Origin of the sequence: Ligilactobacillus equi DSM 15833 = JCM 10991 (assembly GCF_001435735.1) — a bacterium.
GTDB classification, from domain to species: Bacteria; Bacillota; Bacilli; order Lactobacillales; family Lactobacillaceae; genus Ligilactobacillus; species Ligilactobacillus equi.
This window is the reverse complement of the sequence record NZ_AZFH01000001.1, coordinates 87,580-99,813: the sequence shown is the minus strand read 5'-3', so window position 1 is coordinate 99,813 and position 12,234 is coordinate 87,580. Positions and strand designations below refer to the sequence as shown.

At 41.8% G+C, this 12,234-nt stretch carries 11 protein-coding genes; all 11 read left to right on the top strand.

Features of this window, described 5'->3' with window-relative positions:
• Positions 1 to 84: 84 nt before the first annotated feature.
• The 11 genes from ileS (at position 85) to recD2 (ending at position 12,147) form a co-directional block, all read left to right on the top strand.
• Positions 85 to 2,877, top strand: a complete 2,793-nt coding sequence (gene ileS, locus FC36_RS00495; RefSeq protein WP_056986650.1) for an isoleucine--tRNA ligase — start codon at positions 85 to 87, stop codon at positions 2,875 to 2,877.
• Positions 2,878 to 2,993: 116 nt separating this feature from the next.
• Positions 2,994 to 3,974, top strand: coding sequence for a diaminopimelate epimerase (dapF, locus tag FC36_RS00490; RefSeq protein ID WP_023858942.1), 981 nt, complete (start codon positions 2,994 to 2,996; stop codon positions 3,972 to 3,974).
• A gap of 1 nt (position 3,975) precedes the next feature.
• Entirely contained in the window at positions 3,976 to 4,512 is a 537-nt protein-coding gene (locus FC36_RS00485) for an NUDIX hydrolase (protein WP_056986649.1), read from the top strand.
• Between the two features lie 9 nt (positions 4,513 to 4,521).
• Positions 4,522 to 4,725, top strand: a complete 204-nt coding sequence (locus FC36_RS00480) for a hypothetical protein (RefSeq protein ID WP_025020238.1) — start codon at positions 4,522 to 4,524, stop codon at positions 4,723 to 4,725.
• Positions 4,726 to 4,742: 17 nt separating this feature from the next.
• Positions 4,743 to 5,432, top strand: a complete 690-nt coding sequence (locus tag FC36_RS00475; RefSeq protein ID WP_025020239.1) for a 5'-methylthioadenosine/adenosylhomocysteine nucleosidase — start codon at positions 4,743 to 4,745, stop codon at positions 5,430 to 5,432.
• 81 nt (positions 5,433 to 5,513) lie between these two features.
• Positions 5,514 to 6,677 (top strand): cysteine desulfurase family protein, encoded by a 1,164-nt coding sequence (locus FC36_RS00470; RefSeq protein ID WP_025020240.1) that lies wholly within the window; start codon positions 5,514 to 5,516, stop codon positions 6,675 to 6,677.
• On the top strand, positions 6,677 to 7,021 hold the full coding sequence (locus FC36_RS00465) for a DUF1831 domain-containing protein (RefSeq protein WP_023858937.1): 345 nt from the start codon (positions 6,677 to 6,679) through the stop codon (positions 7,019 to 7,021). The genes FC36_RS00470 and FC36_RS00465 overlap by 1 nt, the downstream gene beginning before the upstream one ends.
• A 124-nt stretch (positions 7,022 to 7,145) precedes the next feature.
• A complete protein-coding gene (mnmA, locus tag FC36_RS00460) occupies positions 7,146 to 8,273 on the top strand; it encodes a tRNA 2-thiouridine(34) synthase MnmA (protein ID WP_025020241.1) in 1,128 nt (375 codons plus the stop codon).
• Positions 8,274 to 8,390: 117 nt separating this feature from the next.
• Positions 8,391 to 9,044 (top strand): histidine phosphatase family protein, encoded by a 654-nt coding sequence (locus FC36_RS00455; RefSeq protein ID WP_025020242.1) that lies wholly within the window; start codon positions 8,391 to 8,393, stop codon positions 9,042 to 9,044.
• Complete coding sequence (locus FC36_RS00450) at positions 9,044 to 9,703, top strand: tetratricopeptide repeat protein (RefSeq protein WP_023858934.1); 660 nt, start codon at positions 9,044 to 9,046, stop codon at positions 9,701 to 9,703. Before FC36_RS00455 ends, FC36_RS00450 begins: the two co-directional genes overlap by 1 nt.
• A gap of 11 nt (positions 9,704 to 9,714) precedes the next feature.
• Entirely contained in the window at positions 9,715 to 12,147 is a 2,433-nt protein-coding gene (gene recD2, locus FC36_RS00445; protein WP_023858933.1) for an SF1B family DNA helicase RecD2, read from the top strand.
• The last annotated feature ends 87 nt before the right edge of the window (positions 12,148 to 12,234 follow it).

Sequence of the window (12,234 nt, the reverse complement as noted above, 5' to 3'; positions counted from 1 at the left end):
CCACGAAAATCTCGTCCCTGTATGGGGAGGAGATTTTTTTAGTTTTAGCTGGAAATCCAAATTTAAAAGAAAGAAGGAAAATTGATGAAAATCAAAGAAACCCTTAACTTGGGTAAAACTAAGTTCCCAATGCGTGGTAATCTTCCGGTTAAGGAATTAGAACGCGAAAACCTTTGGGAAGAAAACAAAGTCTACGAACAAAGACAAAAATTAAACGAAGGCAAACCAACTTTCGTCTTACATGATGGCCCTCCATACGCCAATGGTAACATTCACATGGGTCACGCCATGAACAAGATTTCCAAAGATATCATTGTCCGTTCTAAATCAATGATGGGCTTCCGCTCGCCATACGTTCCTGGTTGGGATACTCACGGTTTACCAATCGAACAACAATTACAAAAATCAGGGGTTGACCGCAAGTCAATGTCTGTTAACGAATTCCGTGAATTATGTCGTAAGTATGCTTTAGAACAAGTCGACAAGCAAAGAAAAGACTTTAAACGTTTAGGGGTAGCCGGTGAATGGGATAACCCATACTTGACCTTGAATCCTGAGTTTGAAGCACAACAAATTCGGACTTTCGGTAAGATGGCGGAAAAGGGTTTGATCTACAAGGGGCTTAAGCCAGTTTACTGGTCATGGTCATCTGAATCAGCTTTAGCCGAAGCCGAAGTTGAATATCAAGACCTTTCCTCCCCAACTGCTTTCTACGGGGAACAAGTCGTAGATGGTAAGGGTCTTTTTGACGAAAATACTTACTTTACAGTGTGGACAACGACTCCATGGACCATCCCTGCTTCTGAAGGGATTACGGTTGATGCTGATTTCGACTATGTTGTAGTTAAACCAGCCGGTATGGACAAGAAGTTTGTCTTTGCTTCCGAATTAGTGGATGCTTGTGCTGAAAAATTTGGTTGGGAAAACTTTGAAGTAGTGCAAACCGTTAAGGGGCGCGATATGGAATACATGACCGCCCAACACCCATTCAACCCTGACGTGAAACTCTTGGTGATGTTAGGTGATTTTGTGACTACTGACTCTGGGACTGGTTTGGTTCATACGGCGCCAGGTTATGGGGAAGATGACTACAATGTTGGGATGAAGTACGACTTACCAATCTTTGCACCAGTTGATAATAAGGGTTACTTAACTAAGGAAGCTGGAGCAGATTTTGAAGGGGTCTTCTACGAAGATGCCAACCAAGTGGCTCTAAAGAAGCTTGAAGACGCTGGTCTTTTAATTTTACAAGAAGACTTAGTGCACTCCTACCCATGTGACTGGCGGACTAAGAAACCAATTATCTTCCGAGCAACCCCACAATGGTTTGCTTCGGTGGACAAGATTCGCCAAAACATTTTAGATGCCATTGATGAAGTACAATTCTTCCCTGGTTGGGGTCAAAAGCGTCTTCACAACATGATTCGTGACCGGGGCGACTGGGTTATCTCTAGACAACGTGTTTGGGGTGTGCCATTACCAATCTTCTATGCTGAAGATGGTGAAGCAATCTTAGATAAAGATGTTATTGCTCACGTGGCTGACTTGGTGGAAAAACATGGTTCTAACATTTGGTTTGAAAAGGATGCTAAGGACCTCTTGCCTGAAGGTTACACCAATGAACACTCACCAAATGGGATTTTTACGAAGGAAATGGACATTATGGATGTGTGGTTTGACTCTGGTTCATCCCACCAAGGTGTCTTAGCGCAACGTGATTATCTGACACATCCAGCTGATATGTACTTGGAAGGTTCTGATCAATATCGTGGTTGGTTCAACTCTTCCTTGATTACTTCCGTGGCTGTAACTAATCACGCGCCATATAAGCAAGTCTTATCACAAGGTTTCACTTTAGATGGTCAAGGTCGAAAGATGTCCAAGTCTTTAGGAAATACCATCGTACCGAGTGAAATTATTGACAAGATGGGAGCCGAAATTATTCGTCTCTGGATTTTATCTGTTGATACTTCTGCTGACGTACGAGTTTCAATGGATAGCTTTACGCAAATTTCTGAAAGCTACCGGAAATTCCGGAACACTATGCGGTTCATGTTAGGTAATACTACCGACTTCAACCCTGAAACTGACCGGGTAGCCTACGAAGATATGGAAGCCGTTGACAAGTACATGACCATTAAGTTAAATCAATTTACTAAGGAAATCTTGGATGCTTATGCAAACTACGAATTCATGTCCATCTACAAGCGTTTGATGAACTTCTTAAACGTTGATTTATCAGCTTTCTACCTGGATGTAGCTAAAGACGTGGTTTACATTGAAGCGGAAAATTCCAAGAAACGTCGCTCTATGCAAACGGTTCTTTACGATGTTTTGGTTAACTTAGATAAGTTAATGACCCCTGTTTTACCACACACGACTGAAGAAATTTGGCCATTCCTGAAGGAAGCCGAAGAATTCGTGCAATTATCAGAAATGCCAGAAGTTAAGCACTACGATGGAGAAGCCCAAATTTTAGCCAATTGGACCAAGTTCTTCGAATTACGTTCAAACGCTATGAAGGCTTTAGAAGAAGCCCGCGATGCGAAGTTAATCGGGAAGTCTTTCGAAGCTTCTCTTAACCTTTACGTTTCTGACGAAGTGAAGGCAGAACTTGAAGCCTTAGATACTGATGTGCGTCAAGCCTTAATTGTGTCTAGCTTAAATGTCTTACCATTAGACCAAGCACCAGCTGAAGCGAGTGACTTTGAAGACGTAAAAATTTTAGTGGAACACGCGGAAGGTGAGGTTTGTCCACGTTGTCGGATGATTAAGACTGACGTTGGTTCAGATGCTGATTTAGCAACGCTTTGTGCCCACTGTGCTCACATTGTTCGTGAAAACTACCCTGAAGCCGTTGCTGAAGGTTTAGAATAAAATTATAGAAATCCTACCCTTGAGGGTGGGATTTTTTTGAGGAGTTAAATTCGCAATTTAAGGCTATTTTTGGTATGATTAAAACATTGAAATAAGTAGAATTGAGGGTGAAAATAATGGAATTTGTAAAGGTTCATGGTTCGAATAACGACTTCTTTATCTTAGATGAAGAATTGCCTGGTCAAAAAATCAGCGACCAAAAATTACGGCAATTGGCCCAAAAAATCTGTGATCGTCAAACGGGTTTACACGGTGGGGCCGATGGAATTTTAGATATTACCGCTGGTCACGTTGGCACTCAAGGTCGCATGCGGGTCATTAATGCTGATGGGAGTGAAGCTAGCATGTGTGGTAATGGTTTACGAACCGTTGCCCGTTACCTCGCTCAAAAGAAGGCACAAGATGAATTCAAGATTCAAACTATGTATGCGGACCTTGACGTCAAGGCAGCTGGTGAATTTTACCCTGGAGTACCCGCTTATGATGCCGAAATTTCGCCTGTTTCCTTTAAGGCGGAAGACTTAGGAATGCACCTAGGTCAGGACAAGTTAATTGATCAAGTGGTACCCGAATTTGATCCAGAACTACGCTTTTCAGCAGTGGCCGTACCTAATCCACACTTGATTGCCTTTGTGGACCATAAAACAGTCATAGGTAATAAGTTAGGTGAATTGGCTTCTTACCTCAATGATGGTCAAAACCCTTATTTTCCAGATGGAGTCAACGTTTCCTTTGTAGAAGTTTTAGCTCCAGGAAAGATTTTTGTCCGGACTTATGAACGGGGAGTTGGTTACACTAATGCCTGTGGAACGGCCATGTCAGCTTCAAGTTTGATGTATGTGCTCTTATTTGGTGAACAAGTTCAATTAGAAGAAAGAATTACCGTGTTAAATCCTGGGGGAATGGTTAACACCATTGTCCACCAAAAGGAGAGTGGGACTTACTACATGTCCTTGATAGGTAATGCAACTGAAGTCGCCCAAGTCGAAGTAGATTTAGCCGCAGCCTTAGCGGGTGACTTTAGCCAGGCTAAATGGAAAGCCACCGGTGAACAAGCCCAATATGAAGCTTTTGTTAAAGAGGTCACGGAGGGATAAGATGGAATTTGAAGAAAAAGTTATCGACGTGGAACATATTTTTGATGGCCACATCGTGGATTTAGATGTTGAAACGGTCCTGACTCCTGAAGGCCAGAAAGCCACCCGAGAAATTGCTTACCATGCCAATGCGGTAGGGGTAGTGATTGTTTCTGAGGACAACAAGATGCTGTTAGTGCGACAATGGCGGGCACCTTTACGGCAAGAAACTTTGGAAATTATTGCGGGCAAGTTGGAACCCGGTGAAAATGAAGCGAGTGCCGTGGTACGGGAATTAAACGAAGAAGCCCGCCTCCAAGCTCAAAGTGTGGAAAAGCTAACCAGTTTTTATGTTTCACCAGGCTTTACCAATGAAAAATTAACGCTATACCATGCTAGCGGCTTGAGCCCTGTAAGTGAGAAATTACCTCAAGATGAGGGCGAAATTCTTAACTTGGAATGGTTAGATATTAAGGAAGTCCAAGTAGCGATTGCTAAGGGCGAAATCTGTGATGCTAAGACTATCATGGCTGTGATGCTATGGCAAAGCTTACAGTAGGTAACGCGGATGGAAGAAAGAAGAACGCGTCGCTACCAAGAACAGGCGGAAATTAATGAGCCGCTTAATCGGACCGAAAGTCGGCGTCAAAATAGATTGCGCAGTGAAGAAGAAAAGACCCAAATTTTAAAGCGGAAACTTGATATTGTAATTGGAATTTTGAGTTTACTCATCATCTTAACTTGGCTCTTTATGCGCTTTATTAATTTTTAGAAATAGAGGAAGAAAAAGTGAAATACGGAATTATTTGTGCCATGGAAGAAGAAATTAAAGAACTGTGTGCGCACCTTGAAAATAGTCAAGTCAAAGACATTGGTGGCAGTGAATTTTACACGGGCCAAATTGAAAATCAAGAAATTGTCTTAGTTCGGGCGGGAATTGGTAAGGTTCAAGCCGGGGTTACCACGGCCTTGTTAATTGTCGAGTTTGGAGTTGACTGTGTGATTAACTCGGGTTCTGCCGGTGGGATTGGCCAAGGCCTACACGTCGGGGACTTAGTGGTTTCAACGGGGGCAGCCTATCACGATGCCATGGCGACGGTCTTTGGTTACGAACCGGGGCAATTACCACAACAACCACGCATTTTTACCGCCGATGAAGTTTTAGTCGCGCGGGTTATCCAAGCGGCTCAAACTACGGGTTTAACGGTTAAAGAAGGTTTGATTGTTACTGGGGATCAATTTATTTCTAGTCAAGATCAAATTGACCAAATTAAGGATATCTACCCTGAGGCTTTGAGTTGTGAAATGGAAGGAGCAGCAGTGGCTCAAGTTGCTTACCAATACCATAAGCCTTTTGCTATCATTCGTGCGATGTCAGACGTAGGTGATGAGGAAGCGGGCCAAAGTTTTGATGAATTTATTGTTGATGCCGGTAAGCGTTCAGCCAAGATGACTTTGGCTTTACTTGCCCAAAATTAAGAAATTAGCTATAATATTGGCACTGAATAAACGACCTTTAATCGTGGCTTTCAGCAATTTAGCTTAGTAAGGAAGTTTAAAATGGAACACATTTATTTTGATAATGCCGGGACGACACCTATGCACCCGGAAGTTATTGCAACTATGACCAAGGCAATGACGGAAAATTTTGGCAATGCTTCGGCGGTGAACTTTTACGGTCGCCAGGCTCGGGGGCTTTTAGATCAAAGTCGCCACACCATTGCTCAGTCAATTAACGCCCAAAAGGATACTGAAATTGTCTTTACCAGTGGGGGAACGGAAAGCGATAATACTGCCATTACCCAAGTGGCACATGCACGCAAGGCAGCGGGACGGCACATTATCACCAGTCAAATTGAGCACGAGGCTGTGCTCAAACCCTTAGAAGCTTTGGAAGAGGAGGGCTTTGAAGTAACCTACTTACCTGTGGATGAAAACGGGGTAATTTCTTTAGAACAATTGAAGCAAGCTTTGCGGCCGGATACTATTTTGGTGACAATTATGATGGGAAATAACGAGGTTGGTAGTCAGCAATCAATCCAAGCGATTGGGGAAATTGTGGCGGAATCTAACGCTCTCTTCCATACCGATGCGGTGCAAGCTTATGGGGTGTCAGAAATTGATGTGCAAGCGATGCACATTGACTTGCTATCAACTTCTGCACATAAAATTCAAGGGCCTAAGTTTTTAGGCTTCCTTTATCGGCGGGATGGTATTAACTTCAAACCGTTACTCAAGGGGGGCGACCAAGAATTAAAACGGCGGGCAGGAACAGAAAATGTACCGGCTATTGTTGCCTTTGCCAAGGCGGTTGAAATTGCCCAAACTGAAAAACAAGCTCACATTGCTCACTACCGGAACTTAAAACAAACCTTGGTTGATGGTTTGCAAACAGCGGGAGTGGACTTTGAAATTAACGGTCACTACCAAAATGGTGAGTTACCCCAAATCATCAGTTTATGGTTTAAGGATTGCCCAAGCGATTCACTTTTAACGAATCTCGATTTAGGTGGGGTGATTGCTGCTGCCGGTTCTGCATGTACGGCTGGTTCGCTCGAACCTTCCCATGTTTTAGCAGCCATGTATGGTAAAAATAGTCCACGTGTAGGTGAAACGTTACGCTTCTCCTTCGGAGCGCAAAATACCGTGGCAGAAGTTGAACAAGCGGTTGCTGCCTTAGTCAAGGTAACGACGCGTTTGAAGCAAAGAAAGGAAAGAAGATAATGGCATATGGTAAAGAAGCAAGTGTCTTAGGTAGTCAAGATAAGTATCGCCTAAGTGATAATATCAAAAAATATAGTTTGTTAGATGTGGGATTCATGCAAAGTAAAGGGGGAAAGTTCCAATTAGAACGTTCCTTAGATCCTTTTTCTCCTTATAACCAAGGTTACAAGTTAAAAGTAGTGATTGCTGCCGATATGCAAACTTTTAAACTGGCAACCGTGACTGCCAATGGGATGCGTGAAGTTAATATCTACAAGTCTAAAGAGCGTGAAGAAAGTGAAAAACAATTAAACTTTATCTTAGCTGAATTATTAGATAGAAAGATTTTAGAGAAAGTTAACTAATGCTTCTTAAAAGTAAGTAAATAAGGTTGCACTCTTTATAAAAAGCACGTATAATATCAAGTACTGAATAAACGACCTTCAAATCGTGGATTTCAGAATCTTATTGAAATGATGGTGAATATTTATGACAGATAACAGCAACACGCGTGTTGTTGTCGGAATGAGTGGTGGGGTCGACTCTAGTGTGACGGCCTATCTACTCAAGCAACAAGGTTATGATGTGGTTGGCGTTTTCATGAAAAATTGGGACGACCAAAACGATAGCGGGGTATGTACCGTAACCGAGGATTATCAAGATGTAGCCAAGGTGGCTAATCAGTTAGGAATTCCTTACTACTCAGTAAACTTTGAAAAAGAATACTGGGATCGGGTGTTCACTTACTTCTTGGATGAATACCGCGCGGGTCGCACTCCTAACCCTGATGTAATGTGTAATAAAGAAGTTAAGTTTAAGGCCTTCTTAGATTATGCGATGGAACTGGATGCTGACTACATCGCCATGGGTCACTACGCTCAAGTTAAGCGCGATGAAGATGGTACGGTGCACTTGATGCGTGGAGCCGATAACAACAAGGACCAAACTTACTTTTTGAGCCAATTGTCTCAAGAACAACTCCAAAGAGCTATGTTTCCTATTGGAAATATGGAAAAATCTGAGGTACGGCGCATTGCAGAAGAAACCGGTTTAGCTACAGCTAAGAAAAAGGACTCAACTGGAATTTGTTTTATTGGTGAAAGAAACTTTACCAAGTTCTTGAGCGAATTCTTACCAGCCCAACCTGGCAAAATGATGACCGTTGATGGTGAAGAGAAAGGTGAACACTTTGGTTTGATGAACTACACCATTGGTCAAAGAAAAGGTCTTGGTATCGGGGGAGATGCTAAAAGTAACGAACCCTGGTTTGTTGTCGGTAAGGACCTTGAAACTAACACTTTGTTAGTAGGGCAAGGTTACCATAATGACCACCTTTATGCCACAAGCTTAGATGCTAGCAAGTTGAGTTTCGTGACCGATATTACCAATCGTGGTCAAGAATTCCACTGTACGGCTAAATTCCGTTACCGCCAAGTTGATAGCGGTGTAACGGTGAAATTTAACGATGACCGGACTGTTGCGGAAGTTGTCTTTGATGAACCAGTGCGGGCTATCACTCCTGGTCAAGAAGTGGTCTTTTACGATGGCCAAGAATGTTTAGGTTCTGGTACGATTGACCATGCTTACATGAACGGTGAATTACGTCAATACGTTTAATACTTTAACGAGGTTGGAGCAATCTGGCCTCTTTTTTATATGGTTTTTAGCTTGTCGCTAGCCCTTTTTTTTGTAATAATGAAAGAGAATAATTAAAAATTAGAAGGGGACTTTATAGTGACAAAACTATTTTTTGTACGGCATGGAAAAACTGAATGGAACCTTGAGCGTCGCTATCAAGGCGCTCGGGGCGATTCTCCTTTGCTTGACCAAAGTTATCAAGAAATTAAAGAATTAAGTCAATATCTGCAACAGTTTGAATTTACTAAGGTCTATGCAAGTCCAATCAAGCGTGCGCGGATTACAGCTCAAGAAATCCTTAAGCATCTTAATAATCCACCACGGTTACAACTTGACGATGCTTTTAAAGAGTTTAACTTGGGAAAAATGGAAGGAATGAAGTTTAGTGATGTTAAACGTGAATTTCCCCATGAATACCAGGCCTTTCGTCATGATCCTAGTAAATATCGGGCTGAAGTTGTTGGTGGTGAAAGTTTCCAAGATGTTTTTAATCGCATGACCCCCAAGATTCAAGAGATTTGTCGCCGTTACCCTGAAGCTAATATCTTAATTGTTAGCCATGGGGCGGCCTTAGGAGCTGAAATCCGTCACTTGTTGGGTTATTCTTTAGAACATTTGCGGGACAAAGGAGGACTTAGTAATACTAGCACTACGATTTTAGAAAGTCATGACGGGCAAAGTTTTACTTGTTTAGCCTGGGATAAGGTAGACTATTTAAGTCGGCAGTTAGGAAAGGATGATAAGGTCTAATGGTGAGAAAAGAAAAACAGCAAAAAGCTGAAACTTTAGTGCATGAGCTAATTGGTAAAATTGACGCGGATCCAGAAAACGCGCAAAATTACTATAATTTAGGCAGTGCTTTAGTTGAAATGCAAAGTTTTCCGCAAGCCGAAGAATTATTCCGCCGGGCGTTAAGCCATTTTACAGATGCTAAAGACCGTGATTTATTAACTTATGGCCTTGGGAATGTCTTGTATGCGGCGGAATTTTATGTGGAGGCTAACCAAGAGTTTGCTAAAATTCAAGATAAGAAACTTAAATTAGATGCTCAACTGATGCAAGCCCAAGGTTTCTATGCCCAAAAGCACTACCAACAAGCCTTTGCCTATGCTTTAACGGTTAGTGAACAAGCACCTAAAAATGAAGTGGCCTTACTACTTTTAGGAGATTCTTTATTAGCTCTAGGACAATTAAATCAAGCTCAAGAGTATTACCAAAAAGTTTGGAACCTAAATTCCCAAAGTGCACCGGCAGCTTTTCATCTCGGTTTGATTTTAGTGACGCAAGGAAAAATTCAAGCAGGACAAGCGTATTTTGCTAAGGCCAAGGAGTTGGATGGTCTTTATTATCAAAAGCAAGAAGGTCGTCTTGCAGATTTAGAAAAGGTTATGCAAAAAAATCAGCTATAGGGGGAAAGAAAATGGTAATAACTGAACCCAAGCAGTCTCAAGTTGTCGGCACAATTAGTCGCATGATTTTTGAGTCTAAGGACAATTTTTTTAAGATATTAGTTGTAGACATCAAAGAAGTAAATTTTGAATGGTCACTGCCAACAATTACTGTGACAGGGAGTTTTCCTGAAATCGAAGCCCAAAGAGAATACGTTTTTTACGGTGCTTTAGTGGAACACGGTCGTTATGGCCTGCAACTCCAGGTTCAGGGTTATGAAGAGAGTCTCCCTAAAACTAAGGATGGCCTCATAGCTTATTTAAGTAGTGATGAATTTCCAGGGATTGGGAGGAAGACTGCGCAAAAAGTCGTTACAGTTCTTGGAGAGCAAGCTATTCAAAAAATTCGTCAGGACTATCAAGTTTTGGCGCAAGTTGACATTTCTCCTGCTCAGGCACAGGCGTTAACTGAGGGACTTAATAAGTTGGACGATAGCTTTAGTGAAATTTTATTGTACTTAAATGGTTTAGGGGTTTCTACACGGATGGTTGAAAAAATCTATAACCACTATCATACAGAAAGCCTTAGTGTGGTAAAGGATGATCCTTACCGCTTAGTGCGTGATATCAAAGGTTTTGGTTTTAAGTCTGCCGATGACCTTGCCTATGCTCAAGGAATTCAAGAAACAGACCCTGTACGTTTACGTGGGGGGTTACTGCAAACCTTGTTTGAGACGTGCCATACCAGTGGTGATACTTATTTGATGGCTGAAGAACTTCTAGATAAAGGGGCTGAATTATTAGCAACAACCATGCCACCTGAAAAGATGTATCCAAAGTTAGCGCAGGAATTGGCACAAATGCAAGAAGCTGGGGATGTAGTTTTGACAGAAGATCAAAAAGTATATCTTAAGACTTATTATATTAGCGAAAAAGAAATAGCTCTAAACCTACAGGAACAAGTTCGTCGTCTCCAAGATACTGATTTTCCTAGCCAAGAAGAAATTACAGACCTAGTAGCTGATTTTGAAGCAGAACAAGGGCTTGCTTATGGTGATGAACAAAAGCAAGCTATCTATCAAGCCTTAACAAGTCCAATCTTTCTTTTAACTGGTGGTCCTGGAACAGGAAAGACGACGATTATTAATGGGATTGTCCATTGTTACCAAAAACTCCACCCTCAAGCTGAATTAGCTTTAGCAGCACCAACTGGTCGGGCAGCTAAACGGATGGCTGAAACAACCGGTTACAAGGCGAGCACCATTCACCGGTTGTTAGGGTTGGGTCTAACCTCTAACCAGCGACAAGATTTGGAGGAAGAGGAACAAAATTTAGTGACAGAACCATTTTTGATTATTGATGAAAGCTCGATGATTGACACCCACCTGATGCGGACTTTGACCAGTAATCTTGGTGAAAAAACCCAACTTTTATTTGTGGGAGACAAAGATCAATTACCCTCAGTCGGTCCTGGACAAGTTTTTGCGGATTTACTGGCCAGTGACATTTTTCCTAAAGTTGAACTACGTCAAATTTACCGTCAAAAAGAAGAATCAACGATTCCGGTGTTAGCTCAAGCTATTCAAGCGGGTAAGTTACCGGAGAATTTTACTCAGACGCAAGTTGACCGGTCTTTTTTGGCTAATAGTGCGGGGCTGATTCCTGTACGTTTGAAGAAAGTTATTGAACGAGCTTTGCAAAGTCAGCTAAAGGCAGATGATATTCAAGTATTAGCGCCCATGTATCGTTCGGAGGCAGGAATTGATAATCTGAATCATGAGCTACAAGAGATTATTAATCCGCGTCAATCGTCGGGACAAGGTCAGCTGAAAAAAGAAGTGGAAATTAATAATTTTATCTTGCGGATTGGGGATCGTGTTTTACAAAAGGTTAACCAACCGGAAAAAGGTGTTTATAATGGCGATATTGGTAAAGTAGTGGGAATTGAACTGGCGGAAGATCACCAAACTGCTAAGCAGATTACGGTGGACTTTGATCAAAATGAAGTGGAGTACAAGCCTAATGAATTTTCTGAATTAACTTTGGCATATTGTTTATCGATTCATAAGGCGCAGGGAAGTGAATTTCCGGTTGTAATTTTGGTAATGGTAGATGAGTTTAGTCGCATGCTAAATCGCAATCTCCTTTATACCGGAATTACGCGTGCCAAGAATAAATTAGTCATGATGGGACAATTATCAGCTTACCAAAGAAGTGTGTCCACAACAACTGGTCAAAGAAAAACCGGATTGATAGCTAAATTACAGCAGATTTTTAACGGTGAATTGGCTCTGACTACAGGACAAAAGCAGGTTCAAAAAGTAGTGGTTACTCCTATTCAAGAGGGAGTTGATCCTGTAGTTGAGTTACAAGCGGAAGAATATTGTTTGACGCCTGCGTTGGCTATGTCAGAACAAATTGACCCTATGATTGGGATGGAAGGTTTAACCCCGGAAAATTGTTAACTAAAATGAGGCTTTTACTATTTTGGTTATTTCCATACACGCCAACTTATCAGTTCAACTTTAGAAGTATTGTTCACAGTTATCATA

Coding starts and splice junctions, on each gene's coding strand:
- ileS (WP_056986650.1), top strand. CDS start 85: ATGAAAATCAAAGAAACCCTTAACTTGGGTAAAACTAAGTTCCCAATG.
- dapF (WP_023858942.1), top strand. CDS start 2,994: ATGGAATTTGTAAAGGTTCATGGTTCGAATAACGACTTCTTTATCTTA.
- FC36_RS00485 (WP_056986649.1), top strand. CDS start 3,976: ATGGAATTTGAAGAAAAAGTTATCGACGTGGAACATATTTTTGATGGC.
- FC36_RS00480 (WP_025020238.1), top strand. CDS start 4,522: ATGGAAGAAAGAAGAACGCGTCGCTACCAAGAACAGGCGGAAATTAAT.
- FC36_RS00470 (WP_025020240.1), top strand. CDS start 5,514: ATGGAACACATTTATTTTGATAATGCCGGGACGACACCTATGCACCCG.
- FC36_RS00465 (WP_023858937.1), top strand. CDS start 6,677: ATGGCATATGGTAAAGAAGCAAGTGTCTTAGGTAGTCAAGATAAGTAT.
- mnmA (WP_025020241.1), top strand. CDS start 7,146: ATGACAGATAACAGCAACACGCGTGTTGTTGTCGGAATGAGTGGTGGG.
- FC36_RS00450 (WP_023858934.1), top strand. CDS start 9,044: ATGGTGAGAAAAGAAAAACAGCAAAAAGCTGAAACTTTAGTGCATGAG.
- recD2 (WP_023858933.1), top strand. CDS start 9,715: ATGGTAATAACTGAACCCAAGCAGTCTCAAGTTGTCGGCACAATTAGT.